The sequence below is a fragment of the Arthrobacter sp. Y3222053 genome (assembly GCF_059092805.1).
This window is the reverse complement of the sequence record NZ_JBNHIA010000001.1, coordinates 192,547-218,336: the sequence shown is the minus strand read 5'-3', so window position 1 is coordinate 218,336 and position 25,790 is coordinate 192,547. Positions and strand designations below refer to the sequence as shown.

At 70.6% G+C, this 25,790-nt stretch carries 22 protein-coding genes; 14 read left to right on the top strand and 8 right to left on the bottom strand.

Annotation, left to right across the window (positions count from 1 at the left end; all coding sequences use genetic code 11):
• Window positions 1-151: 151 nt before the first annotated feature.
• Complete coding sequence (locus AC5RUW_RS01035; protein ID WP_494158968.1) at window positions 152-1,153, bottom strand: helix-turn-helix domain-containing protein; 1,002 nt, start codon at window positions 1,151-1,153, stop codon at window positions 152-154.
• A 224-nt stretch (window positions 1,154-1,377) separates the two neighbouring features.
• On the opposite strand from AC5RUW_RS01035, the gene AC5RUW_RS01030 reads away from it, so the two are divergent.
• Window positions 1,378-3,168, top strand: a complete 1,791-nt coding sequence (locus tag AC5RUW_RS01030) for a thiamine pyrophosphate-requiring protein (RefSeq protein WP_494158967.1) — start codon at window positions 1,378-1,380, stop codon at window positions 3,166-3,168.
• A gap of 30 nt (window positions 3,169-3,198) precedes the next feature.
• Here the strand turns inward: AC5RUW_RS01030 and AC5RUW_RS01025 are convergent, their stop codons facing one another.
• The gene (locus AC5RUW_RS01025) at window positions 3,199-4,482 is read right to left on the bottom strand and encodes an ammonium transporter (protein ID WP_494158966.1); all 1,284 of its coding nucleotides are present in this window, start codon (window positions 4,480-4,482) and stop codon (window positions 3,199-3,201) included.
• A 242-nt stretch (window positions 4,483-4,724) separates the two neighbouring features.
• On the opposite strand from AC5RUW_RS01025, the gene AC5RUW_RS01020 reads away from it, so the two are divergent.
• Both AC5RUW_RS01020 and AC5RUW_RS01015 read left to right on the top strand, forming a co-directional pair.
• Window positions 4,725-5,690 carry an ABC transporter ATP-binding protein gene (locus AC5RUW_RS01020; RefSeq protein WP_494158965.1) on the top strand — a complete coding sequence of 322 codons (966 nt, stop codon included), beginning with the start codon at window positions 4,725-4,727 and terminating at the stop codon, window positions 5,688-5,690.
• Window positions 5,687-6,565, top strand: coding sequence for an ABC transporter permease (locus AC5RUW_RS01015; protein WP_494158964.1), 879 nt, complete (start codon window positions 5,687-5,689; stop codon window positions 6,563-6,565). The genes AC5RUW_RS01020 and AC5RUW_RS01015 overlap by 4 nt, the downstream gene beginning before the upstream one ends.
• A 23-nt stretch (window positions 6,566-6,588) precedes the next feature.
• Here AC5RUW_RS01015 and AC5RUW_RS01010 read toward each other — a convergent pair whose 3' ends face one another.
• The 3 genes from AC5RUW_RS01010 to AC5RUW_RS01000 all read right to left on the bottom strand — a co-directional run bounded on the left by AC5RUW_RS01010 (window position 6,589) and on the right by AC5RUW_RS01000 (window position 8,886).
• A complete protein-coding gene (locus AC5RUW_RS01010) occupies window positions 6,589-7,185 on the bottom strand; it encodes an HdeD family acid-resistance protein (RefSeq protein ID WP_494158963.1) in 597 nt (198 codons plus the stop codon).
• A gap of 69 nt (window positions 7,186-7,254) precedes the next feature.
• Window positions 7,255-8,109 carry an SGNH/GDSL hydrolase family protein gene (locus AC5RUW_RS01005; RefSeq protein ID WP_494158962.1) on the bottom strand — a complete coding sequence of 285 codons (855 nt, stop codon included), beginning with the start codon at window positions 8,107-8,109 and terminating at the stop codon, window positions 7,255-7,257.
• 105 nt (window positions 8,110-8,214) lie between these two features.
• Complete coding sequence (locus AC5RUW_RS01000) at window positions 8,215-8,886, bottom strand: phosphoribosyltransferase (protein WP_494158961.1); 672 nt, start codon at window positions 8,884-8,886, stop codon at window positions 8,215-8,217.
• 90 nt (window positions 8,887-8,976) lie between these two features.
• On the opposite strand from AC5RUW_RS01000, the gene AC5RUW_RS00995 reads away from it, so the two are divergent.
• Window positions 8,977-9,729 (top strand): SDR family NAD(P)-dependent oxidoreductase, encoded by a 753-nt coding sequence (locus AC5RUW_RS00995; RefSeq protein WP_494158960.1) that lies wholly within the window; start codon window positions 8,977-8,979, stop codon window positions 9,727-9,729.
• A gap of 19 nt (window positions 9,730-9,748) precedes the next feature.
• Here the strand turns inward: AC5RUW_RS00995 and AC5RUW_RS00990 are convergent, their stop codons facing one another.
• Window positions 9,749-10,462: a hypothetical protein gene (locus AC5RUW_RS00990; RefSeq protein WP_494158959.1), complete on the bottom strand. Its 714-nt coding sequence runs from the start codon at window positions 10,460-10,462 to the stop codon at window positions 9,749-9,751.
• A 172-nt stretch (window positions 10,463-10,634) separates the two neighbouring features.
• Between AC5RUW_RS00990 and AC5RUW_RS00985 the strand changes: the two genes are divergently transcribed.
• Together AC5RUW_RS00985 and AC5RUW_RS00980 are read left to right on the top strand one after the other, a co-directional pair.
• Complete coding sequence (locus AC5RUW_RS00985; protein WP_494158958.1) at window positions 10,635-11,081, top strand: Hsp20/alpha crystallin family protein; 447 nt, start codon at window positions 10,635-10,637, stop codon at window positions 11,079-11,081.
• Between the two features lie 172 nt (window positions 11,082-11,253).
• The gene (locus AC5RUW_RS00980; protein WP_494158957.1) at window positions 11,254-13,680 is read left to right on the top strand and encodes an ATP-binding cassette domain-containing protein; all 2,427 of its coding nucleotides are present in this window, start codon (window positions 11,254-11,256) and stop codon (window positions 13,678-13,680) included.
• A gap of 22 nt (window positions 13,681-13,702) precedes the next feature.
• On the opposite strand, the gene AC5RUW_RS00975 is transcribed toward AC5RUW_RS00980, so the two are convergent.
• Entirely contained in the window at window positions 13,703-14,461 is a 759-nt protein-coding gene (locus tag AC5RUW_RS00975; protein WP_494158956.1) for a class I SAM-dependent methyltransferase, read from the bottom strand.
• 149 nt (window positions 14,462-14,610) lie between these two features.
• Here AC5RUW_RS00975 and AC5RUW_RS00970 point away from each other — a divergent pair, with 149 nt between their 5' ends.
• The 5 genes from AC5RUW_RS00970 (at window position 14,611) to AC5RUW_RS00950 (ending at window position 21,602) form a co-directional block, all read left to right on the top strand.
• The gene (locus AC5RUW_RS00970; protein ID WP_494158955.1) at window positions 14,611-15,936 is read left to right on the top strand and encodes a M20 family metallopeptidase; all 1,326 of its coding nucleotides are present in this window, start codon (window positions 14,611-14,613) and stop codon (window positions 15,934-15,936) included.
• 43 nt (window positions 15,937-15,979) lie between these two features.
• Window positions 15,980-17,608 carry an AbgT family transporter gene (locus tag AC5RUW_RS00965; protein ID WP_494158954.1) on the top strand — a complete coding sequence of 543 codons (1,629 nt, stop codon included), beginning with the start codon at window positions 15,980-15,982 and terminating at the stop codon, window positions 17,606-17,608.
• 46 nt (window positions 17,609-17,654) lie between these two features.
• Window positions 17,655-18,623 (top strand): ATP-grasp domain-containing protein, encoded by a 969-nt coding sequence (locus AC5RUW_RS00960; protein ID WP_494158953.1) that lies wholly within the window; start codon window positions 17,655-17,657, stop codon window positions 18,621-18,623.
• A 130-nt stretch (window positions 18,624-18,753) separates the two neighbouring features.
• A complete protein-coding gene (locus AC5RUW_RS00955; protein ID WP_494158952.1) occupies window positions 18,754-20,442 on the top strand; it encodes a long-chain-fatty-acid--CoA ligase in 1,689 nt (562 codons plus the stop codon).
• Between the two features lie 143 nt (window positions 20,443-20,585).
• Complete coding sequence (locus tag AC5RUW_RS00950) at window positions 20,586-21,602, top strand: DUF2382 domain-containing protein (RefSeq protein WP_494158951.1); 1,017 nt, start codon at window positions 20,586-20,588, stop codon at window positions 21,600-21,602.
• 71 nt (window positions 21,603-21,673) lie between these two features.
• On the opposite strand, the gene AC5RUW_RS00945 is transcribed toward AC5RUW_RS00950, so the two are convergent.
• A complete protein-coding gene (locus AC5RUW_RS00945) occupies window positions 21,674-21,913 on the bottom strand; it encodes a hypothetical protein (protein ID WP_494005954.1) in 240 nt (79 codons plus the stop codon).
• A 159-nt stretch (window positions 21,914-22,072) separates the two neighbouring features.
• Here AC5RUW_RS00945 and AC5RUW_RS00940 point away from each other — a divergent pair, with 159 nt between their 5' ends.
• The 3 genes from AC5RUW_RS00940 (at window position 22,073) to AC5RUW_RS00930 (ending at window position 25,788) form a co-directional block, all read left to right on the top strand.
• A complete protein-coding gene (locus tag AC5RUW_RS00940; protein ID WP_494158950.1) occupies window positions 22,073-22,402 on the top strand; it encodes a DUF6221 family protein in 330 nt (109 codons plus the stop codon).
• Between the two features lie 93 nt (window positions 22,403-22,495).
• Window positions 22,496-24,664 carry a 4-alpha-glucanotransferase gene (gene malQ / locus AC5RUW_RS00935; RefSeq protein ID WP_494158949.1) on the top strand — a complete coding sequence of 723 codons (2,169 nt, stop codon included), beginning with the start codon at window positions 22,496-22,498 and terminating at the stop codon, window positions 24,662-24,664.
• 113 nt (window positions 24,665-24,777) lie between these two features.
• Window positions 24,778-25,788 (top strand): ABC transporter substrate-binding protein, encoded by a 1,011-nt coding sequence (locus AC5RUW_RS00930; protein WP_494158948.1) that lies wholly within the window; start codon window positions 24,778-24,780, stop codon window positions 25,786-25,788.
• The last annotated feature ends 2 nt before the right edge of the window (window positions 25,789-25,790 follow it).

Here is a 25,790-nt window from a genome sequence, read left to right as displayed (position 1 = left end):
TCCCACTGTCGCTTCGCCGCCCGCGCCGCAGAAGGGCGTGTCCGGATCAGGCAAGCCGGCGTCCGGATCAGGCAACCGCACATCTTCGCTGCCGCACATCTTCGCTGCCGCTGCCGGCGCGGCCGCTGCCCGCGCCGCGGCCGCGCCGTCGCTAGCCGCCTGCCGCCTCCCGGGCCTCGCGCGGGCTGAAGCCGAAATGCTGCCGGAAGCTGCGGGAGAAGTGCGCGGCGGAGACGAAGCCGGCCGCCGCAGCGACCTCCGCCACGGGGACGGCGGCGTTCGCGGGGTCCGCCAGCAGCCCGCGGGCCCGCTCCAGCCGGCTTTCCAGCACGTACCGGGCCGGGCTGGTTCCCTCCTCGGTGAAGATCCGGGTCAGGTGGCGCTCACTGACCCCTACGGCCCGGGCCACCCGGGCCAGGGAAAGGTCGGGCTCGCCGAGGTGTGCCCTGATGTAGTCGCGGGCCGTGGCCAGGTAGGCGCGCGACGGCGCCCGGCCGGGTTCGCCGGTGATGAGCGAGAACGTCTCCAGCACGCTTTCCTCCATGCCGGCGGTGTCGGGAACCGCGTTCCGGAAGGCGCCGAGCACGGTATTGGCGGTGCTGCGCGCGTGGACGGCGGCGGGGGAGCCGGAGATGCGCAGCACCCGCGGCCGGAAGTACTCCTCCCGGACCGACCGCTCACGCAGCAGGGTGCGAGGCACCTCGACGATGACCTGCCGCATGTCGGTGGAGAAGCCGTACATGAAGGGCCGGTTCGCGTCGTACACCACGGCTTCGCCGGCAACCAGCGTTTCGCAGCCGGCGTCGTGGTAGAAGAACGCGTTGCCTTCCAGGAGCAGGCAGAGCATGACGGCGTCCACCGGGTTCCGCCGGATGTTCTCCGGCGCGCGTTCGATGACATGGTCGTTGCCCTGGATGTGGGTGAGGCGGATGCGCGGCAGTTCAAGGTTGGTCTGGGTGGCCAGCAGGCTGCGCTCCGAGAGGGTGCTGCAGCGCAGGCTGAACAGCGCCAGCTCGTTGTATTCCTCCCAGAGGCCCAGCCGCTGGGCCAGCGGCGCCTGCGCGGTGGAGAACCGGCTGGTGCGGCCGGCGGCGTCGTCGGCCTGCCGCGGCTGCTGCGCCGTCGGGCTCGTTGAACCCCTTGAACTCGGCACGGCTTTCACCTCCAGGTGGCATCGTCGGCACGGAACGGGCAATACCCCCAAAGGGTACGTGATTGTGGCCCGGGCCACATGATGTGAAGATGCGCGTCCGGGCATGCGGCGGGGCGGCCATTGCCGGAGGCGGGGTTTCCGGTTTGCCTGCCGGTTTGGAATAGTGGTGCCCAACCATAAGCAGGCTGATGAACCGTCCGCACCGCGGGCGCGGAGGGAGTGGCATGAGCGGGAAACTGGTGGCCGACGTCGTCGTGGAGCGGCTGCGGGCGTGGAACGTGCAGCGGATCTTCGGCTACAGCGGTGACGGGATCAACACTGTCCTCGGCGCGCTTCGGCGCAGCGGGGAGATCGACTTCGTGCAGGCCCGGCACGAGGAGAACGCCGCGTTCATGGCGGTGGGACATGCCAAGTACACCGGCGAGGTGGGAGTGATGCTCTCCACCCAGGGCCCAGGGGCGGTGCATCTGCTCAACGGGCTCTACGACGCGAAGATGGACGGCGTTCCGGTGGTCGCGATCGTCGGGCAGCAGTCCCGCAGCGTCCTCGGCTCCGCCTACATGCAGGAAATCGACCTGCTCAACCTGACCCGCGACGTCGCTTCCTCCTTCCGGCAGCAGATCAACAGTCCCGAACAGGTGCCGCTGGTGCTGGACCGCGCCTTCAAGTCCGCGCTGGCCACCCGCTCGCCCGCCGTCGTGATCCTCCCGCACGATGTGCAGAAGCAGCCGGCCCCCGAACTGGAACAGGAACACGGGATCCTCTCGACCGCCCCGGTCTGGCGGCCGGCGCACGCGGTGCCCGCGGCCGACGACATCGCGGCCGCCGCGGCGCTGCTGAACGAGGCGCAGCGTCCGGCGCTGTTGGTGGGCCAGGGGGCCCGGCACGCGCAGGAACAGGTGCAGGCACTCGCGGAGCGCATCGGCGCCGGGATCACCACCAGCCTGCAGGGCAAGCCGTACATTGATGAGTCGCATCCGCTCGCAGCAGGCACCATGGGCCACCTCGGCACCGCCTCCAGCGGCTGGGTGCTCGACAACTGCGACGCGCTGCTGATCATCGGCTCCAACGACCCGTGGACCGAGTTCTATCCGGCGCCCGGCCAGGCCCGGGCCGTGCAGATCGACGTGAACCCGGCGGCGATCGGCAACCGGTATCCGGTGGAGGTCGCGCTGCCCGGCGACGCTGCGGCCGCCCTGGACGCTCTGCTGCCCCAGCTGGAGGAGCGGCCGGAGTCGGCCTGGCGTGCCCGGGTGGAGGAAGCGGTGCGGCGCTGGCACCGCCTCGCCGCAGAGCGGGCGGAGGTGTCGGCCCGGCCGGTGAACCCGGAACAGGTGGTCGCCGAGCTGAGCGCCCGGCTGCCGGAGACCGCGCAGGTGGCGGTCGACGTCGGCAGCTGCGTGTACTGGTACGCCCGGCAGCTGCGCCTGCCGGCCGGCGTCCCGGCGCATCTGTCCTCCACGCTGGCCAGCATGGGCTGCTCGGTGCCGTACGGGCTGGCCGCGAAGCTGGCCGCTCCGGACCGCCCCGTGGTGGCGCTCTCGGGCGACGGCGCGATGCAGATGGCCGGCGTCAGCGAACTCATTACGCTCAGCCGGCTGTGGCCGGACTGGGCCGATCCGCGCTTCGTAGTGTGTGTCTTCAACAACCGGGAGCTGACCGAGGTGACCTGGGAGCAGCGGGAGATGGAGGGGGATCCGCGCTATCCCGAATCCCAGGCGCTGCCGGACTTCCGCTATGCGGCCTATGCCGAGCTACTGGGCCTGGCCGGCCGGACGGTGGAGGATCCTGCCGACCTGGGCGCGGCCTGGGACGACGCGCTCGACGCCGACCGGCCCTTCATCCTCGAGGTGCTCACCGACCCGGAGATCCCGCTGCTGCCGCCCTTCCCCGGCGGGGCGGCGCAGGGGGAGTCGATGCTGTCCGCGCTGGAGCAGGAGCCCGACAGCGGGCATGCGGTGGAGCTGCTGCGGACCTACCTGGGCCAGGAACAGGGGCTGATGGACGGGATCTAGCGCCGCCCCAGGGCCGCCCCGGCCGGGGAACTACTTGGCCGGGGCGCCCAGCTCCACAGGCTCGTCGTCGTTCAGGTACGCCGACTCGGCGTGCGTGGCCAGGTCGATGCCCTGCAGCTCGCTCTCGGGCGGAATCCGCAGGCCCATGGTCATGTTCAGGACCTTCGCAATCACCCACGTGAGCACGAACGAGTACGCAAGGACCGCAGCGGTGGCCACCGACTGGACGCCCAGCAGCGACCAGCCGCCGCCGTAGAACAGGCCGCTCACTCCGTTCGGGGCGGCGTCGGTGGCGAACAGGCCGATCAGCAGGGTGCCCAGCACGCCGCCGACCAGGTGCACGCCGACCACGTCCAGCGAATCGTCGTAGCCCAGCCGGTACTTCCACTCAATGGCCAGCGAGCAGACGATTCCGGCCAGGGCGCCGATGGCCAGCGCGCCGAGCGGGCTCACCGCCCCGCAGGCCGGGGTGATGGCGACCAGGGCGGCGATCAGGCCCGACGCCGCGCCCATCACCGAGGAACGGCCCAGCCGCAGCCGCTCGGTGGCCGCCCAGCCGAGCAGCCCGGCGGCGGCGGCGACGGCGGTGTTCAGGAAGACGACGGCGGCCGCCTGGCCAGCGCTCAGCGCCGAACCGGCATTGAACCCGTACCAGCCGATCCACAGCAGTCCGGCGCCGAGGACCACCAGGGGGCGGCTGTGCGGCTTGCCGTGCGCATGCGGCCAGCCCGCGCTGCGGCCGAGCACCAGGGCCAGGGCGAGTGCCGCGATGCCGGCGTTCATGTGCACTGCGGTGCCGCCGGCGAAGTCGATGGCCCCCAGGGTGTTGGCGATCCAGCCGCCGGTGACGGTGCCGTCCCCGCTGTCGAAGGCGAACACCCAGTGCGCGACCGGGAAGTACACCAGCGAGGCCCAGAGCCCGGCGAAGACCATCCAGGCGCCGAACTTCATCCGTCCCGCGGCGGCGCCGGCCACCAGGGCGGTGGTCACGCAGGCGAACATCAGCTGGAACGCGGCGAACAGGGCGCCGGGAATCACGGCGTCGGGGTCCTCGGCCAGCAGCTGGCCCAGGCCCGCGTACTCGGTCGGGCTGCCCAGCAGGCCGAGCCCGGCAACGGAGTCGCCGAACGCCGCGGAGTAGCCGAAGGCCACCCAGAGCACGGCCACTAGGCTGGCGCTGCCCAGGCACATCAGGATCATGTTCAGGGTGCGGCGGGATCCGACCATCCCGCCGTAGAAGAAGGCGATGCCCGGAATCATCAGGCAGACCAGGGCGGCTGCGGCCAGCAGCCAGGCGGTGTTTCCAGCGTCCATGGAGGGTGCTCCGTTTCGCTACGGCGGCGGCAGGGCCGCGAAGGGCGGATGGGACCAGCTGAGACCGAGACCGGGGAACGCATCCAGCTTGCTGCCGGTTTGTTACACGCAGCAGATCCGGAGTGTTAGCAGCGCGTTAACCACTGCTGGGAGGACACTGGGCGGTCGCTGGATGCGCCCCCGCTACACTTCTCACGACGCCGGCGCAGGGCCGGCCCGCTGGGCGACAGGAAGAAGCGACCATGGACAGCACGGAGCCGGCGGTCAGCGTCCGGGGCCTGACGAAAAGGTACGGGCCCACGACGGCCGTGGACGGGTTGTCCTTCGACGTGGCACCGGGCAGTGTGTTCGCCTTCCTGGGCACCAACGGGGCGGGCAAGTCCACCACCATCTCGTGCCTGACCACGGTGCTGGGCTTCGACGCGGGCGAGGCCTCGGTCTGCGGAGCCGATGTGCGCACGGCCGCGGCGAAGGTGCGCCGGCAGATCGGCGTCGTGTTCCAGGATCCGCTCCTTGACCCGCTGCTGACCGGGCGGGAAAACCTGCGGTCCCGCGGGCGGTTCTACTCAGCGGACGCGGCGGCGAACGAGGCGCGGATTGAGGAACTGAGCCGGCTGATCGGCCTCGCGGACTTCCTGGACCGCCGCTACGGCACGTATTCCGGCGGCCAACGCCGCCGCGTCGACATCGCCCGGGCCCTGCTCCACTCGCCCGCGGTGCTCTTCCTGGATGAGCCGACCGCCGGCCTGGATCCGGCCAGCCGCGCCGTCGTCTGGTCCACCATCCGGCAGCTGCGCGAGGACAGCGGGCTCACCGTGTTCCTCACCACCCACTACATGGAGGAAACCGAGGAGGCGGACCGGGTGTGCATCATCGACCGCGGCCGGATCATCGCCGACGGCACCCCGGAGCAGCTGCGGGCCCGGTACAGCGCCTCCGTGCTCAGCATTGCCACCACGGACCGGCCGGGCCTGCTGGAGCTCGCCCGCGCGGCGGGTGCCGAGGTCCGGGCCGCGGACGACGACGGCGTGGTGCGGCTGGTGGTCGACGGCGCCGGCACGGCACGCGCCCTCCTCGCCCGGCACGGGGAGAAGGTCGTGGACTTCGAATTCCGGCACGGCACCATGGACGACGTCTTCCTGGCCCTTACCGGGCACGGTTCCGGGACGCCCTCCGGCCGCAACGAAGCAGGGACGGGAGCGGCATGAACGTCGTCGGCACACTGGTGGGCAGGAACCTGCGGCTGTTCTTCCGGGACCGGCTGGGGGTGTTCTTCTCGCTGCTTTCGGCGCTCATCCTGTTCCTGCTCTACACCCTCTTCCTGGGCAGCACGCAGGTCGAGGACCTGCAGCAGTCCTTCCCCGGCGCCACCGAGGGCGAGGTGAAGGGCTTCGTGGACAGCTGGATGTTCTCCGGCATCGTCGGGATCACCGCCATCACCACCGGGCTGGGGGCGGTGAACGTCTTCGTGGAGGACTCGGAGTCGGGCAGGTTCCGCGACTTCCTGGTCTCACCGATCAGCCGCGAAAAGCTCATCCTCGGCTACCTTGTGTCCGCCGGGATCATCGCCCTGATCATGACGACCGTGGTGCTGATCGTCTCCCTGGCCTACCTGTACCTCGTGGACGGCATCAGCTACACGGCGGCGGGCATCGCCGAAATCTACGGCTTCCTGGCGCTGAGCTGCCTGGCCTTCGCCTCGCTCAGCGCCTTCGTGGTGTCCTTTGTCCGCACGGCGGGCGCGTACTCCGCCCTGTCCACCATCGTCGGCACCATCCTGGGATTCCTGGCCGGTGCCTACATCCCGGTGGGCGCGCTTCCCGACGGTGTGCGCACGGTGGTCAATGCGCTGCCCTTCATGCAGGCGGCCGTGCCGATCCGGCAGGAAATGACCGGCGATGCCCTGCAGGCCATGGCCGGCAGCCAGCCGGGAGCGGTCGAGGAAATCGAGGGGATCTTCGGAATCACCGCGAGCGTGGGGGGCCGGGAGATCACCGGGGTGTTCGTGGTCGGTGTCCTCTGCGCCATGCTCGTCGCCTTCACGCTGCTGGCCGCGGTCCGGATCCGGCGCCGGATCCGCTGATCGGCGACGGTCATCCCCGGGGCTCAGGCGTGGCGGGCCGCGCCCCGGCCGAAGGTCAGGGCGCGCACCAGCTGGACCACCCCGAGCAGCAGCAGGAAAATCCCGCCGAAGACCACCAGTGCGGCCAACGAGCTGACCGGCAGGAACAGCACCACGACGCCGGCCAGCAGGGAGATCACCCCGTAGGTGATGGCGTACCAGCGGGAGCCGCCGGATTCGACCTCGGTCAGGGCCATGACACCTTCCACGATCCAGGCGATGCCCACGACCATGCCCAGGACCGTCAGGGAAGCCAGCGGATTCCGGATGGCCACGATGCCCACGATCACCAGCAGCACGCCGACGATGATGCTCAGGACCCGCAGCCCGGCGGAAAACGGGGTGATGATGCCGCTGATGATCCGGATTCCGCCGCTGATGACGAAATAGAGGCCGAACAGGACAGCGATGACGTCCAGCGTGGCCCCGGGCCAGAAGAGCACCACCAGTCCCAGTATCAGGCTGACGGCGCCCGTGACGCCGAGCGCGGTCCGGAAGGCCCTGAGCGCGCTCTGCGTCAGGTCCTCGACGTTCAGGTTCAGGGTTGCGCGTGGATCGAACGTGCTGCTTGAGAAGGACATGGCTGCCTCCGCTTTCGGTTGTCGGGGAACGGACGGCCGTTTCCCTGGCGCCGCGGCCCGGCTGCTGCGCTAGCGCGCCGCAGCCGGGCTCTGGCTGTGGCGTCCCGGCTCGGGCCGGGACAGGTGGTCTTCGACCATGGCGGCGACGGCGGCCATGCCCTCACGGTTCGGATGGAAGGGCAGGGGAGCGTCCTCGCCGCCCGGACGCAGCGCCGCGCTGGTCCACGGCTCAGCCGACCACGCGTGGTGCTCCCCGCTGGCATCCGCGACGGCCACCAGCTCACATCCCGCGGTTGCCGCGGCCTCCTCGGTGGCCCGCTTCAGGGCGGCTGCAAGCCGGCGTGCCCGGGCCGCCTGCCGGGCGGACAGCACCGGCACCCGGGTGCGCGGATCCGGAGGAACGACGGTCAGGTATTCCACGAAGAGGATCCTGGCCATGGGGGCCCGGCGCCGCAGCAACTGTGCCACCAGCAGCATGGATGCCGGAAGCAGGGCAAGGTTCCGCGGGGCGGCGGCAGGCACCGCCGCTGCGCGGACCAGATGTGCGGCGCGGAGCAGCGGCACGCTGCGGGCCGGCAGGCCGGCGAGCATCAGCGCTGTCGCGTAGCCGATGTCGTTGCCGCCCACTGTGACGGTCACCAGCCGGGTGTCGAACGTCAGCGCGTCCGCCTGAGGAGGCTGGCCGTGCTGCCGGGCCCACAACACCTGCGCGGTCGTCGCCCCGGAGCTGGTGGCGTCCACCAGGCGCATCCCGAGCCGTTCGGCCAGCAGATGGGGGTAGTTGCCGGTGGTCCGCCGGGCCTGGGCCACGGAGCCTGCGGCACGCGGCCCGAGGCCGGGGCCGGAGGCGAAGGAGCTGCCGAGGGCAACGTAGCGGGCGCCCCGCCACTGCGGGGAGCCGGCGGCCCCGGAAGCTTCCTCCATAGGGTCAATTGTCGATTTCAGCGCGGGCTATGGCCATCTGTCGGCACCGGTTTGGCCTGCCCGGCCCCGGATTGCGGCTTCCGGATCGCGGACCGGCGCGGAGCCTCAGCCGGCGGCGAGCAGCCCGGTCACCTCGGCGTCCGTGGTCTGCGGAAACTGCCCGTACGCCATTCCCACCGCCGCCAGGCGCGGCGGCTGGTACGGGACGACGACGTCGTCGGCCAACCCGCCGACGGCGTCGGACGCGCCCCCGCAGCTTACGGGGGCGGCGGCGACCAGCCGTTTCGCCCCGGCGGCCCGCGCGGCCAGCAGGGCCGCGCGCATGCTGGCGCCGGTGGCCAGGCCGTCATCGACCAGCAGCACCGTCCTGTCCTGCAGCGACAGCGGCCCCCGCCCCCGGCGGTACAGTTCCTGCCGCCGGTGCAGCTCGCGCTCCTCCGCCTCGGCCGCGGCCTCGAACGCCACCGCGGCGCGGGCGGCGCCGTCACGTGCCTCCCACCGCCGGTACACATCGTCGTTGACCGCGCGGACCAGCTCACCGGCCACGCCGGCCAGCGCTCCCACGGCGAGTTCGGGCTGGGCGGGATGGCCGATCTTGCGGACCAGGAGCACGTCCAGCGGCGCGTCGAGGCCGGCCGCCGCCTCCGCGGCCACCGGAACGCCCCCGCGCGGCAGGCCGAGCACCAGCAGGCCGGGCGCTCCCCGCCAGGGCTGCAGTGCCGCGGCCAGCTGCCGGCCGGCGTCGTGCCGGTCCTGATATCGCTGTGTCCCGTCCACGCTCCACACGCTAGGAGCCGCCCGCCCGGGGTTCAAGGACGCCGTAGACGATCGTTGCCAAAGTTTCCGGCAACGGCAAAGGTGTAACCCATGAGAAAAACAGCACTTGTCACCGGAGCCACCTCCGGGCTGGGCGGTGAGTTCGCCCGCCAGCTGGCCGAGCGCGGGCACGCAGTGGTCCTGACCGGCCGCAACGAAGCCCGGCTGAAGGAAACGGCGGAGGAACTGGCAGCGAAATGGCAGGTGCCCACGGAGTGGCTCGCCGCCGACCTCGCGACGGCCGACGGCGTTGCGGCCGTCGCCGCACGCGTGGCTCAGCCGGACATCGGCATCCTGGTCAACAACGCCGGCTACGGGCTGAAGAACGACTTCCATGCGAACCCCCTGCAGGACGAGGTCGACCACTTTAACGTCCTGGTGTCCGCCCCGCTGCAGCTCTCCCACGCTGCGATCAACGGCATGCTCGCCGCCGGCGGCGGCACCATTCTCAATGTCGCCTCCGTGGCCGGGTTCCTGCCGCGCGGCACCTACAGCGCCGCCAAGGCCTGGGTCATCAGCTTCAGCCGCTGGGCCAACATCCACTACAAGGGCCGGGGCGTGAACGTCACCGCCGTCTGCCCCGGTTTTGTCCACACCGAATTCCATCAGCGCATGCAAATGGACAAATCCGTGTATCCGAACTGGATGTGGCTGGATGCTCCGCGGGTGGTCCGCGAAGCGCTCGCGGACGCCGACGCAGGCAAGGCCGTCTCCATTCCCACCAAGCGGTACAAGGTGCTGGCCGCCATCGGCGCCCGCGGCCCGCAGCGGCTCGTGGCCCGGATCGCCGGCCGCGGCCGGTAGCCGGGGCAGAGCCGACAGGTCAGGCCGCCCGGTCCAGATCGGCGCGGGTGAGCCCGGCTGTCCCGGCCGGACGGACTGCGCCGGAAGCCTCCGAAGACGCGCGGGTGAGCCCGGCCGGGCGGCTCTTGCGGACGGCGTTCTTGCGGATCGCGGACTTCACCGGCGAGAGGGCGGCCCCGGGGCGCGGGCAGGTCCCGGTTCCCGGGCCGGCCGGCGCCGACGCCGGAACCAGCTGCGTCCGCGGCGCCGCCGCAGATGCCGCCCTGGACGGTGCCAGGGCCCGCTGCACCTCGGGCGTGCCGGTCGCGCCTGCAGGGACCAGGGCTGAGAGGAACTCCTCGCGCGCGGCCGAGGTTGCCGCCAGGAAGGTCCGCAGCGCCTGGGCCTCCTCGCGGCGGGCTCGAACCTCCGCCGCCCGCCGCACCCGGCCGCAGGCCAGCCAGACCAGCACCAGCAGGGCGATGCCGGTGAGGTAGATCAGCGCCAGTCCCAGGGGCAGCGAGGCCGCGCTGCCGGAGAACAGCCCCAGCGCGGCCGCGGTGAGCCAGGCGGCGGACGCTGTTCCGGCGGCCGCCCGCGCGCGTGCCTCCGGCGGGGCCTGGTGCCACCACTGCCGCAGAGCTCGGACTCCGTCAGCCGGGGAATACCGGCGAAGCACAGATGCGGCGCGGCGCACAGCGGCGAAGCGGACGGGTGCGGGCTGCCCGTCGGCAGCCGGCATCGGAACGGACACGGTGACCTACCTTCCACACAGCGTGGGCGAATGAAAGACGGGAACAGGAGAGTTAGCACTCTCCGGTTGCAAGTGCTAATCTACCGACGAAGTTGAGCGAAGCCAACTCAACTTCGGCGAAGACCTATCAGCACGATGCTTCATCGACTGCGAGTTGAAGGAGTTGATTGTTTTGGACCGATTCGATCCCATCCGCGAACTGGACCGCTTTGCCCAGGCCATGCGCCGCGAAACCCTGCGCGGGATGCCCATGGACCTCTACCGCGAAGAGAACCGGTACGTCCTCAGCGTGGACCTGCCCGGCGTGGACCCCGGCTCCGTGGACATCGACGTCGACGGCCAGCTGCTGACCATCCGCGCCGAGCGCACCCTGCACGGCGGCGAGGGCGTCCAGTGGCTGAACCGGGAACGCGAGGGCGGCTCCTTCCTGCGCCAGCTCAGCCTGGGCCGGGAAATCGACACCGCGAACATCACCGCCCACTACGACAACGGCGTCCTCAACGTCGTGATCCCGATCAGTGAGCAGGCCCGCCCGCGGCGCATCGAAGTGCAGTCCGGTTCGGCTGCCGACGCCGCCGCCGGATCCCCGACCCGGCAGGTCGAGGCAGCCACCGCGTAGCCCACGGCGGATCGGGCCCGCGGACCGGTGTCCGCGTAGCCCACAGCGGATCGGGCCCGCGGACCGGTGTCCGCGGGCCCGAAAGCGGTCAGGACCTGTCCGCAGGGACATGGACACCCTCTGGCTGCCCATGACAGCATTTCGGCCGTCGGCAGCCGAGAGGGGAGAAGCCATGGAGCGCAGCACGGCAACAGAGGAAGAGTCTGCGGTCCATGCACCGGCCAGCCATGCGCCGGTCGGCGGCGCAGCGGCCGGCAGCCGGGGCCGGGACGCCATCCGGGTGCTGGGCGCCCGCGTGAACAACCTCAAGGACGTCACCGTCGAGGTCCCCAAGCGGGCGCTGACGGTCTTCACCGGCGTGTCCGGGTCCGGAAAGAGCTCGCTGGTGTTCGACACGATCGCCGCCGAATCCCGCCGCCTGATCAATGAGACCTACAGCGCCTTCCTGCAGGGGTTCATGCCCGCCCTGGCCCGCCCCGAGGTGGACCGCCTGGAGGGACTGACCACCGCCATCTTGGTGGACCAGGAGCGGATGGGCGCCAACCCGCGCTCCACCGTCGGCACGGCCACCGACGCCAACGCCATGCTGCGCATCCTGTTCAGCCGCCTGGGGCAGCCGCAGATCGGCTCGCCCAACGCCTATTCCTTCAACGTTCCCTCGGTGCGGGCCAGCGGGGCCATCACCGTCGAACGCGGCGGCAAAACGAAGGCGGAAAAGGCGGTGTTCAACCGGCTGGGCGGCATGTGCCCCCGGTGCGAAGGCATGGGTGCGGTCACCGACTTCGACCTCACCGCCCTGTTCGACGCCGGCAGGTCCCTCAGCGGGGGCGCCCTGCTGGTGCCCGGCTACAGCATGGACGGCTGGTACGGGCGGATCTTCTCCGGCTCCGGCTTCTTCGACATGGACAAGCCGCTGGGCCGCTACACCAAGCGGGAGCTGCACGACCTGCTCTACCGGGAACCCACCAAGGTCAAGGCCGACGGCATCAATGTCACGTATGAGGGGCTGATCCCCAAGATCCAGAAGTCGATGCTCTCCAAGGACCGCGAGGCGATGCAGCCGCACATCCGGGCCTTCGTGGACCGGGCGGTCACCTTCACCACCTGCCCGGACTGTGAGGGAACGCGCCTGTCTCCGGAGGCGCGGTCCTCGAAGATCCGCGGCATCTCCATCGCCGACGCGTGCGCCATGCAGATCAGCGACCTTGCCGAATGGATCCGGGACCTGGACGAGCCGTCGGTGGGCCCGCTGCTGGCCGGGCTGCGGCACCTGTTCGACTCGTTTGCCGAGATCGGCCTCGGCTACCTGTCCCTGGACCGGCCGGCGGGCACCCTTTCCGGCGGCGAGGCGCAGCGCACCAAGATGATCCGGCACCTGGGCTCCTCGCTGACCGACGTCACCTACGTCTTCGACGAACCGACCGTCGGCCTGCACCCGCATGACATCCAGCGGATGAACCGGCTGCTGGAACAGCTGCGGGACAAGGGCAACACGGTGCTCGTCGTCGAGCACAAGCCCGAGACCATCGCGATCGCCGACCACGTGGTGGACCTCGGCCCGGGCGCCGGCGGCGCCGGCGGCACGGTCTGCTTCGAAGGCACCGTCGAGGGCCTGCGCCGCAGCGGCACCCTCACCGGCCGGCACTTTGATGACCGCGCCTCGCTCAAGGACACGGTCCGGTCCGCGACCGGCGCGCTGGAGGTCCGCGGTGCCTCCACGCACAACCTCCGGGACGTCGACGTCGACATTCCGCTGGGGGTGTTCTGCGTCCTCACCGGGGTGGCCGGATCGGGCAAGAGTTCGCTGATCAACGGCTCCGTGGCGAAGCGCGACGGCGTGGTCCTGGTGGACCAGGGGCCGATCAAGGGGTCGCGGCGGTCCAATCCCGCCACCTACACCGGCCTGCTGGAGCCGATCCGCAAGGCTTTCGCCAAGGCCAACGGCGTCAAGCCGGCCCTGTTCAGCTCCAACTCGGAGGGCGCCTGCCCGGCCTGCAACGGCGCCGGAGTCATCTACACCGACCTGGGCGTCATGGCCACGGTCGAATCCACCTGTGAGGACTGCCAAGGCCGGCGCTTCCAGCCCGCCGTGCTGGAGTTCACGCTCGGCGGGCGCAACATCGCCGACGTGCTGGCCATGCCGGTCACCGAGGCCCGGGAATTCTTCGGCGCCGGGGAAGCCCGCACGCCCGCGGCACGGAAGGTGCTCGACCGGCTCGCCGACGTCGGGCTCGGCTACCTGCACCTCGGGCAGCCGCTGACCACCCTGTCGGGAGGCGAGCGGCAACGGCTGAAGCTGGCCGCGCAGATGGCCGAAAAGGGAGACATCTACGTCCTGGACGAGCCCACGACCGGGCTGCATCTGGCCGACGTCGAGCAGCTGCTGGCCCTGCTGGACCGGCTGGTGGAGTCGGGACGCACCGTGATCGTGATCGAACACCACCAGGCGGTGATGGCCCACGCCGACTGGATCATCGACCTCGGCCCCGGTGCCGGGCACGACGGCGGCCGCGTGGTCTTCGAGGGCACGCCGGCGCAGCTGGTCGCGGACCGGTCCACGCTGACCGGACAGCACCTGGCCGCCTACGTGGGCGGCTGAGCTGGGCGCCTGAGCCGGCGGTTCAGGCCGGGACCGAGGCCGCCACGATGATTTCCCGGCTGGCGTCGGGGTCCAGTGGTCCGCCGTTCCAGTCCCCGAACCAGTCGACGCGGACAAAGCCGCCCTCCGCCAGCAGGACCGCCAGCCGGGCCGAGGACGTGAACCGCAGGGTGCTGCGGCTGGCGAAGGCCGCGCCGTCGGCCAGGAACCGGGTGCGCTCCTCGAAGGTGACCAGGACGGCGCCGTGCTCCTCCTCAGCCACATCAAGCAGCGACCGTTCACTGGCAATGTGGCCCGCCGAGGTCTCCGACAGCTCGGGCCCGTCCTCCGCCGAATCCCAGCCCAGCCAGGCCCGGGCGGCGGGGTTGCGGGATTCGAACAGGAACCTGCCGCCGGGCGCCAGCCGGCTGCGCACGGCCGCCAGGGTTCCCCGGATGTCGTCCTCGTTCGGCAGGCACTGGAACGCGTGGCCGGTCATCACCGCAACGTCGTAGGGCCCGTCCGGTGCGGCGTCGGCCGTGCCGTCCACCCAGCGCACCGTACCCGCACCGGGACGGGCCCGGCCCGCCGCCAGCATGCCCGGCGCCGGATCAACGCCTGTCACCGTATGACCGGCCGCCGCCAGCCGCACGGCGAAGGACCCGGTCCCGCAGCCGACGTCCAGCACCCGCAGCGGAGCGGTCCCGATCAGCCCCGCATAAAAGTCCGTGTCCCAGCTCCCGGCGTTCTGTTCGTCGTACAGCGCCACCAGGCGGGGCTCGGCATAGTGCAGGTCTTCCACGATCCTCCAGGGCTTGGGTCGGGCCGCGAAGTTCCGCCGCGCCGCCGAGGGAGAAGCATAGCGTCGGCGTCCGCGGGCGGGACAGGCCCGGCGCCGCAATACGTTAACAGGTGGCCGCGGGGAACCTGGACGGTTCTAGGGTGGGCTCTATGAACCAGCCCACCCAGCCCAGCAGCAGCTACCTCGACCGCCTGGAGTCGGAAACCGAGGCCCGCCGCAGCACTGCCCGCACGGAGGCGTCGCCGTTCGCCGGCGCGCCGGGGCAGCTGGCCGAGGCCGTTGAGCAGCGCGTTGACGCCCTCGCCCCGGAGCTGGCCGCGCTGGCGGCCGCGCTGCACGCCGACCCGGAAACTGCCTACCAGGAGCACCGGAGCGCTGCCCGCATCGCCGGCCTCCTCGAGCGCCACGGGATCCAGGTCCAGGCGGGAGCGCACGGCGTGCCGACGGCGCTGCGCGCCGAGGCCGGCAGCGGGGGCCCGGCCATCGCGGTCCTCGCCGAATACGATGCGCTGCCCGAGGTGGGACACGCCTGCGGCCACAACGTCATCGCGGCCGCCGGCACGGGCGCGTTCCTGGCGCTGGCCGAAACGCTTCGGGCCGATCCGCACGCCTTCCCGGGCCGGGTCGTGCTCCTCGGCACCCCCGCCGAGGAGGGCTACTCGGGCAAGGAGGTCCTGGCCCGGGCCGGCGCGTTCGACGGGATCGACGCCGCGATCATGGTCCACCCCTACGGCTACGACCTGGCGGACCAGGTCTGGCTCGGCCGGCGCCTGCTGACCGTCACCTTCACCGGCGTCGCCGCGCACGCCTCGGCGCAGCCGTTCATGGGCCGTAACGCGCTCGACGCCGCCACCCTCACCTACCAGGGCATCGGCCTGCTCCGGCAGCAGCTGCCTCCGGTGGACCGGGTGCACGCGGTCATCGCCGACGGCGGCACTCGGCCGAGCATCATTCCCGAGCGGGCCGTGATGAAGCTCTACGCCCGCTCCAAGTACCCGGAGACCCTCCGTGAGCTCAGCCGCCGGCTGGAGGACGTGGCCCGCGGCGCGGCCCTGATGACCGGCACCGGCGTGGAGCTGGCCTGGGACGAGCATCCGCCGTCGCTGCCGGTGCGCACCAACCAGGCACTGACGGGCCGCTGGGTTGCCGCCCAGCGCCGTCGGGGCCGCAGCCCGCTGCCCGGCGGCGTGGTGTCCGAGACGATCGCCGCCTCCACCGACTTCGGCAACGTCAGCTACCGGATTCCCGGCATCCACCCGCTGATCGGCATCGCCGACGCCGACGTCGCCCTGCACACCCGCGAATTCGCCGCCGCCGCCGGGTCCCCGGTCGCCGGACGCGGAGCGGTCGACGCCGCCGCCGGACTGGCCCTGACCGCGCTGGACTACCTGTGCGACCCCGCCCTGCGGGACGCCGTCGCACAGGAGTTCGCCGACGCCGGCGGACCGGTGGACGTGCCCGCCTACTTCGACTGACCCCTGCACCGTCATCCGATCTGCCCACGAGGAGGAACACCGCATGAGCGCAGCACCCGCCGGGGCAGGCCCCGGCTCTGCCCGCCGCACTGACCGCCTGCTGGCGGGCATTGAACGGGCAGGCAACAAGCTGCCCGACCCGTTCCTGCTCTTCCTGATCCTGTTTGCCGCAGTGGCCGTGACCTCCACGCTGATGGCCTGGGCGAACGTCACCGTCCGGGTCCCGGGCAGCGACGAGGACACGGTGATCAAGGGCCTGTTCACCGGGGAGGGGCTGGCCTGGTTCACCACGACGCTCGGGGAGAACTACCTCGGCTTCCCGCCGCTGGCCACGGTCCTGCCGATCCTGCTGGCGGTGGGCGTGGCCGAGAAGTCCGGGCTGCTGGCCGCCTTGATCCGCCGCGCGTTCGGGTCCGCGCCGCGCTGGGCCCTGCCCTACGCCGTCGGGCTGGTGGGCGTGGTGGGTTCGATCATGGCCGACGCCGCGTTCGTCATCATTCCGCCGCTGGCGGCCCTGGTCTTCCGCGCCGCGGGCCGGCACCCGGTGGCCGGGCTGCTGGGCGGCTTCGCCGCTGCCGGAGCCGGCTACTCCACCTCGCTGGTGGTCACCAGCCTCGACGCGCTGTTCGCAGGCATCACGACGGCGGTCACCGAGACCCTGCCCGACCCCGGGGCGCCGGTGAACCCGCTGTCCAACTACTTCTTCAACATCGCCTCATCGGTGGTGCTGATCCTGCTGGCCGGGTTCCTGATCGACAAGGTCCTGGAGCCGAGGCTGATCCGCCAGGGGATTCCGCGCGAGGAGTCGGACCCCGACGACGACGACGCGGCGGTCGCCCCGGGGACGACGGCGTCGGGCCCGGCGTCGGCGCAGCCCGCCGCCCCGACAGCCCTGGATCCGCACCTGAGCCCGGTGGAGCGGCGCGGAGTGCGGCTGGCGCTGCTGATCGGGGCCCTGACGGCCGCCGCAATCGCCGCCGCGGTGCTGGTGCCGGATTCGCCCTGGCGCAACGAGGCCGGCGGCTTCCTGCCCCGGTCCCCGCTGCTGTCCTCGATCGTGTTCGTGGTGTTCGTGCTGTTCATCATTCCGGGCCTGGTCTACGGCCGGGTGACCGGATCCATGCCGGGCGCCCGCGACATCCCGCGCGTCATGGGCGCCTCGATCAAGGACATGAGCGGCTTCCTGGTCCTGGCCTTCGTGCTGGGCCAGTTCATCGCCCTGTTCAACTGGTCCGGCATCGGCAGCTGGATCGCGGTGATGGGCGCCTCGGGCCTGGAATCCATCGGGTTGACCGGCTATCCCGCCATCCTCGCCTTCGTCGCCCTGGCCTCCCTGCTGAACCTGTTCATCATTTCCGGCTCCGCGATGTGGACCCTGATGGCGGCCGTGTTCGTGCCGATGTTCGCCCTGCTGGGCTATGAGCCGGCCTTCGTGCAGGCCGCCTTCCGGGTGGGGGACTCCGCCACCCAGGTGCTCACCCCGCTCAACCCCTACATGATCGTGCTGCTGACCATGCTGCGCCGCTACGAACCCGCAGCCGGCCTGGGCACGGTCATCGCCCGGATGCTTCCGTTCACGGTGGTGTTCTGGCTCGCCTGGACCGCCGTGCTCACCGTCTTCTACGTCCTGGACCTCCCGCTGGGGCCGGGCAACGGCATCTTCATCCCGTAGTTCTCCTCCGGGCCCGTCCGGGGCCCACTGACCGAAAGGCCCGCCCATGGCATCCGCTGCACCCCGCATCTTCGCCCTGCATGAGAACCCCGAATGGTTTCCTCCCTTTGCCCGCGCCTTCGAAGCGGAAGGCCTGCAGGTGGAGGAGTGGCTGCTGACCGACGGCGTGCTGGACCTCGACTCGGTTCCCCCGGAAGGCATCTTCTGGTCCCGGATCAGCGCCTCCGCCCACACCCGCGGGCACGGGCTCTCCAAGGACTACGCCCGGGCCGTGCTGGCCTGGCTCGAGGCGCACGGCCGCCGCACCGTGAACGGCCGCCGGATCCTCGAACTGGAGATGAGCAAGGTGGACCAGCTCACCGCCCTGCGCGCGGCGGGCATCGACACGCCCCGCACGGTGGCCGCCGTCGGACGGGAACAGGTCCTGGCCGCCGCCAAGGAGTTCCAGGCCCCCTTCATCACCAAGCACAACCAGGGCGGCAAGGGGCTCGGGGTCCGGAAGTTCGAGTCCCACGGCGAGCTCGCGGACTACGTCGCCTCGGCCGATTTCGAGGAACCGCAGGACGGCATCACCCTGATCCAGGAGTACATCCAGGCCGCCGAGCCGTTCATCACCCGCGTGGAGATCGTGGGCGGGGAGTTCATCTACGCAATCCGGGCCGACACCGCCCGCGGCGGCTTCCAGCTGTGCCCGGCCGACGCCTGCGCCGTCGACCCGCTGACCGGGCGCCCGGTGCTGCCGCCGGGGGCGACGATCACCCCGGATCCGGACACCCAGCTGTTCAGCCTGCGGGAAGGTTTCGACGCCCCCATCATCGGGCAGTACCTGGAGTTCGCCCGCCGGATGAAGCTGGAGGTCTGCGGCATCGAGTTCATTGAGGCGGCCGACGGCCGGGTACTGACCTACGACGTGAACACCAACACCAACTACAACGCCGCGGTGGAGGCCGTCGCGCCGCGCTCGGCGCCCCGCGCGCTGGCCCGGTACCTGGGCTCCCTGGCTGCCCGCTGGTAGCAGGACGGCCCGGCGCCGGGACGCGCTGCCGCCCTGACCGGGAGATATGCCGGAGCGGGCATATCGTGTTTCAGTGTGCCCGCGCGCGGTGGCTATAGTCGGGGTTAACCAAACCCGAAGGAGCTTTGCCATGACCGCTGTCCAGGAACCGCTGTGGGTGCGGAACTACCAGCCCGGCGTGCCGGCGGAGATCGAGCTGCCCACCGAATCCCTGACAGCCATGATGGACGACGCCGTGGCCCGGTTCGGGCCCAAGGTCGCCCTCGAGTTCTTCGGCGCCGAAACCACCTATGAGCAGCTGGGTGAGCAGATCGACCGCGCAGCCGAGGGCCTGCGCCGGATGGGCGTCCGCGCCGGCCACCGCGTGGCCGTCATCCTGCCCAACTGCCCGCAGTACCTGGTGGCCTTCTACGCGGTGCTGCGCCTGGGCGCCGTCGTCGTGGGCCACAACCCCCTCTACACGGAGCGGGAACTGCGCCACCAGTTCGAAAACCACGGCGCGCAGGTGGCCATCGTCTGGGACAAGGCCGTGGAGAAGATCCAGGACTTCCCCGGCGACGTCCGCGTCACCAGCATCGTCGCCGTGGACATCACCAAGGCCATGCCGCGCCTGAAGCGCATGGCGCTGCGCCTGCCGCTGCCGTCGATCCGCCGCACCCGCGCCGGGCTCACCGCGAAGACCGAACGCACCACCTCCTGGGAGCAGCTGCTCTCCGCCCCGCGCCTGGACCCGGCGCACCCCAGGCCCTCGGTGAAGGACCTGGCCGCGCTGCAGTACACCTCCGGCACCACGGGAGTGCCCAAGGGTGTGATGCTCACCCACTACAACCTGCGCTCAAACGCCCTGCAGGGCCGGGCCTGGATGCACGGCGCCGAGGAAGGCAAGGAAGTCATCTACGGCGTGCTGCCGATGTTCCACGCCTTCGGCCTGACCCTCTACCTGACGTTCTCGGTGCTGATGGGCGCGAGGCTGGTGCTGTTCCCCAAGTTCGACGTCGACCTGGTCCTGGCGGCGGCGAAGAAGTCCCGGCCCACCGTGTTCTGCGCCGTCCCGCCCATCTATGAGAAGACCGCGCACGAGTCGAAGGAACGCGGCATCGACCTGTCCACCATCCGCTACGCGATCTCCGGGGCCATGACTCTGCCCGCCTCCACCGTCAAGCTGTGGGAGGAGGTGTCCGGCGGCCTGCTGGTCGAGGGCTACGGCCTCACGGAATCCTCGCCGGTGGCGCTGGGCAACCCCTTCGCCGAGACCCGCCGGAACGGCACCATCGGCGTCCCCTTCCCCAGCACGCTGATGCGGGTGGCGGATCCGGAGCACCCGGAGCAGGACGTGGCGCAGGGCACCCCCGGCGAGCTGCTGGTCAAGGGACCGCAGGTCTTCGCCGGGTACTGGAACAACGCCGAGGACACCGATGAGGTGCTGCTGCCCGGCGGCTGGCTGCGGACCGGCGACATCGTCACGGTGGATGAGGACGGCTTCGTCAAGGTCGTGGACCGGCGCAAGGAACTGATCATCACCGGCGGCTTCAACGTCTCCCCGTCGGAGGTGGAGGAAGTGCTGCGCAGCCACCTGGACGTCGCCGAAGCCGCCGTCGTCGGTCTGCCGAGGCCCGACGGCGGCGAAGAGGTGGTGGCCGCCGTCGTCATGAATCCCGACGCCGAACTCGATGAGGCCGCGCTGCGCACCTACTGCCGCGGACGCCTGACGCCGTACAAGGTGCCGCGGCGGATCGTGGCTATCAGGGAGCTGCCCAAGTCGATGCTGGGCAAGGTGCTGCGCCGCCAGGTGCGCACCCAACTGCTGGAAGCGGAGTAGCCCGCGCTGATCGGCGTCACCTATTGACGCTCCCTGCCCTGCGGTCTGCAATGGTAAGTAGGCTTGGGATTGCCGGAAGGGACCCTTCCGGACATTGGGTTCCAGGCCGTGCGACCCCCATTCGCTGCGGCAAGGAGAACAGGATGATCAACAATCAGCAAGTCGAAGGTCTTATGTCAGGGTCCGGCAACGTCCTCGGCCCGAACGGTGACCGGATCGGCGCCGTCGGGACGTTCTATCTGGATGACCAGACCAACGAACCGGCGTGGGTGACGGTCAACACCGGGCTGTTCGGCGGCAATGAGAGCTTTGTGCCGCTCAGCGAAGCCACGGTGGAAGGCGTCGACGTCCTGGTTCCCTACAGCAAGGATGAGGTGAAGAACGCTCCGCAGGTCGAGTCCGACGGGTCGATCAGCCCGGAGGAGGAGGTCATGCTGTACCGGTACTACGGCTTCAGCTATGACGACGGCTCCTCGGATTCCTCCGGCACCTCGGGCACGGACTCCTCGGGCACGTCCGGTGGACTGGGCACGGACACGTCCGGAACCCACACCGGCATGTCGGACACCTCGTCGGGCCTGTCCGGGGCCGACACCGGCACGCACAGCTCCGGAACCTCCGGACTGTCCGGGACCGGCACCTCCGATGCCTCGAGCACCCGCGGCGCGAACATCGACGACGCGATGACCCGCTCCGAGGAGCGCCTCGACATCGGCACCCAAAAGCGCACGGTGGGCAAGGCGCGGCTGCGCAAGTACGTCGTTACCGACACCGTCACTCAGCAGGTTCCGGTCAGCCGGGAAGAGGTGCGGATCGAGCGGGAGCCGATCACCGAGGAAAACATGGATGCCGCCCTGTCGGGGCCGGAAATCACCGAGAATGAGTACGAGGTCACCTTGGAGGCCGAGGAACCGGTCGTGTCCAAGCACACCGAGCCCGTCGAGCGGGTTCGGCTGCAGAAGGAGAAGGTGACCGGCACCAGCAACGTCTCGGAGGATGTGCAGAAGGAGCGGATCGAGACCGACGTATCCGACTCCGAAAGCAGCGGCCGGCACGTTTCGGGGAACTCCTCCGGTCTGGACGACTCATCGGGAATGGGCGGCTCGGGCGGCTCCGGCGGTTCGTCCGGCCATGGGTCCGGTTCGGGGGACAGCCGCTAGGGACAGGGCAGAAGAAAGCCCCGCGGGAACCGGCAGCAGCCGGTGCCCGCGGGGCTTTCCGTTGTGTCCGCTCAGGCGGCGAACAGCTCGAACTCGTCGGTGCTGATGGCGACGGCGCCGCCGGTGTCCTCGTCGCGCAGCCAGATCGTGGACAGGCCAGGGGCGGTATCCCTGACTTCTCCGCGATAGGCTACGCGCCCGCCGGCGCGCGCTTCGATCAGGTCGCCGCGGTGAACGGCACGGGGGTTGCGGATCCGTCGCATCCGCGGGGCAGGTGTCGGGGTGTTTTCATGCAGGACAGGAACAGACAAACGTTCTCCCTAGGGTTCGCTGGATAAGGGGTGCAGCTCTCGCAGGCGGGCAGCCGCGCGGCGGGCCTGCACCTGACCCAACCTCCGTTTTGGGCAAAATATTCCCGGTACGGAATCGAGCCGCTGACGGCTGCGGCGCTGCGGCGTAGCATCATCGCCATGGACATCGTGGATTTCCTCCTGTCCCGCCTCGAGGACGAAGCCACGGAGTCGCGCAAGCTCCTGGCGCGGTCCGACCTCCCGCTCTCCGACAGGTGGTACGAAGAACGGCTGCTTCGCGAGTGCGAGGCCAAACTCACGCTGCTGGAGATCATCGGCGCTGCCCGGCGCAGCACGCTGGCCCGGCTGCTCCTGGGCGGCACCGAGGAGGATGGGCAGCACCCCTCGGAGCTGGAATGGACCACGCTCGCCCTCGCCGCCCTTGCCGAGCCCTACGAGGAGCACGACGACTTCCAGGACGCGTGGCGCCTGACCCGGCGGACCCGCTGAAGCCCCCGACGGCCCCCCTCCCGCGGCCCGGCGTCGGCCTGCCGGCGGAACCCGGCACCTGCGGACCCGGCGGGATTCGCCTAGATTGGTCGCATGACTGATAAGCACGCTGACGAAACGCCCGACGCCGATCTGCTCCGCCTCGCCGAGAGGCACCGCGTGGCCACCACCTTCACCGGGTGGAACGGCGGCGAGGAACAGGTCGGCAGGGCAACCCTGCTGCGCGTGCTCGAGGCGCTGGGGATCAGCGCCCACACCGAAGCCGAAGTGCGGCGTTCACTGGCCGAAGCGGACGCTGCTCCCTGGCGCCGGCCGCTGCCTCCCACGGTGGTGCTGCGCAGCGGCCACCCCTCCACTGTGGCCGTCCACCTTCCTGCGGGCGTCCGGGCGGACATCACCCTGCGCCTGGAGGGCGGCACACAGCAGGTGCTGGACCTGCCCGCCGCCCCGGCGGACCGTCGGGAGGTGGACGGGCGGAACCTGGAACGCTACGAACTGGAGCTGCCCGGGGACCTGCCGCTCGGCTGGCACCGGCTCCATCTGGAGGGCGGCGGCCTGCAGGCCGAGGCAGCCCTGGTGGTGACCCCCGACCGGCTGAGCACGGCGGACCGGCTTCGGGAACACCGGCAGTGGGGGCTGATGGCCCAGCTGTACTCCGTCCGCTCATCGAAGTCCTGGGGCATCGGTGACCTGAGCGACCTCGCCGAACTGGCCGCGACCCCGGCCGGCGGGTTCCTGCTGATCAACCCGCTGCATGCCGCCGAGCCCGTGCCGCCCCTGGAGGACTCGCCGTACCTTCCGGCCACGCGCCGGTTCTTCAATCCCCTTTACATCCGGGTGGAGGACATCCCGGAGTGCGCCCTGCTTTCCGAAGCCGATCGGCAGGCTATCGAAACGGCCGCCGCGGAGCTGGGCCGCGCCAACGCCAGCGATGCCCTGCTGGACCGGAATGCGACCTATGCGGCCAAGCTCGACGCGCTCGAGCTCATCCACCAGGTGCCGCTGGAGGAGGTCCGCCGGCAGGACTTCGAGCGGTTCGTCCGCGACGAGGGTCCCGGCTTGGAGGATTTTGCGCTCTGGTGTGCCCTGGCGGCCGAACTGCCGCCCGGGGATCCGCGCTGGGAGGAGGCACAGGCCCCGGATTCGCCCTATGTGCGGGAGCACCGGGAGCATCTGGAAGTCCGGGCCGGGTTCTACAAATGGCTGCAGTGGATCTGCGACGGCCAGCTGGCAGCGGCCGGGCGGGCTGCCGACAGCGCCGGCATGCCGATCGGCATCGTCCACGACCTGGCGGTGGGGGTGCATCCGCAGGGTGCCGACGCGTGGTCCCTGCGCGGCGTGCTGGCCCAGGGTATCTCCGTGGGTGCTCCGCCGGACATGTTCAACCAGCAGGGCCAGGACTGGAGCCAGCCGCCGTGGCACCCGGAGCGCCTGGCGGAGGCGGGCTACGCCCCGTACCGGGACATGGTCCGCACCATCCTGCGCCACGCCGGCGGCATCCGGGTGGACCACATCCTCGGCCTGTTCCGGCTCTGGTGGATTCCGGAAGGCGGTTCGCCCGCCGAAGGCGCGTACGTGTACTACGACCATGAAGCACTGGTGGGCATCCTGGCGCTGGAGGCGGAGCGGGCGGGTGCCGTCGTCGTCGGCGAGGACCTGGGGGTCTTCGAGCCCTGGGTCCAGGAGTACCTGGCCGAGCGCGGCGTGCTGGGCACCTCCATCCTCTGGTTCGAACGCAGCGGAGATGAGCCCAGCCGCCCGGAGCAGTACCGCGAAGGAGCGCTGACCACGATCGGCACGCATGACCTGCCGCCGACCGCCGGGTACCTTGCGGGCGAGCATGTGGAGCTGCGGAGCAGCCTGGGTCTGCTGGGTCGGCCCGTGGAGGAGGAGCGTGCCGCCGACGAGGCGGCCCGCCGGGACATCCTGGGCCTGCTGGACCGGCTCGGGCTGCTGCCGGACGGCGCGGTCAGCCCGGCGTCCGGGCTTCCCGACGACGAGGACCAGGTCCGGCAGGTCGTGGAGGCGCTGCACCGCTTCATCGCGCAGACACCGTCGGTCCTGCTGGGCGTCTCGTTGGCGGACGCCGTGGGGGAGCGGCGCACCCAGAACCAGCCGGGCACCTCCGACGAGTACCCCAACTGGCGGATACCGCTCACGGGCCCGGACGGGAAGGCCGTGCTGCTTGACGGCCTGGCCGGCAACGCACGCTTCCGGGCCCTCGTGGCACTGATGCGTGACGCGGTGGAGGGGAAGGGCTGACCAAAAAACTGTTGACAGTTTCAACTATTTAAGTTCTCATGATTTGACCGAGGCCCGGCAGGCCTGCGGCCTGCCGGGCGGGTCCACCGCCCACCTCAAGGAAGAGGACAGTCATGAGGCAAGTCAACGCGCGTACGTTCGCCCGGACCTTCGCCGGCGGAGCAGCCCTGATGCTGGCGCTGGCCGGATGCGGATCCGGCTCGCTGTCCGGTCAGGAGGGCGCCTCGGAATCCGCCTCCGGCGGCAGCGGCAACGGCGAACTTGAGCACGTGGTGGTGGGGATCCTCACCATTGCTCCGTCGTCGGCCGTGCAGTACGGCATTGACGAGGGCATCTTCGAAAAGCACGGCCTGGATATCGAGCTGCAGACCGGCACGGGCGGCGCGGCCATGCTGCCGGCGGTGTCCACCGGCGACATGCACTTCGCCGTCGGCAACCCGCTCACGGTCATGGTGGCCAAGGACAAGGGCCTGGACATGAAGATCGTCTCCGGGTACTCAAACTCCTACCGCGAGGGCAACGACATCAACGGCGTCGTGGCCCGGGCGGATTCGGGCATCACCTCCTTCGCCGACCTTGAGGGCAGGACGGTCTCCGTCAACGCCGTCAACACGCAGGGCGACCTGACCATCATGGAGAGCGCGGCGCTGGCCGGCGCCGATCCGACCGCCATCAGCTTCAGCGAGATGCCGTTCCCGGACATGGAGGCGCAGCTGGAGCTGGGCAACACGGAGGCCGTCTGGCTGCCTGAGCCGTTCCTCAGCCGGGCGCTGGCCGACCCCGCCAATGTCCTGGTCGGCTATCCGAACCAGGAGGCGCTGCCCGGCATGCCGACCATGGTTTCCTTCACCTCCGGCCGCTTCGCGGAGGAAAACCCGGAGGTGGTGGCCGATTTCAGGGCCGCCATGAAGGAAACCCTGGAGCAGGCGGAGGCCAACATCGACGATGTCCGTGCCGTGCTGCCGGCCTTCATGAGCATGGATCCGGCGGTCGCGGAAAAGCTGACCATGGAGGAGTTCGATCCGCAGATCCGCACGGAGGAGCTCAGCCAGCTGGGCAGCCTGATGCGCAAGTATGAATTCGTCGGCACGGAACCCGACGTCGATGCCATGACGGCCAGGTAGGG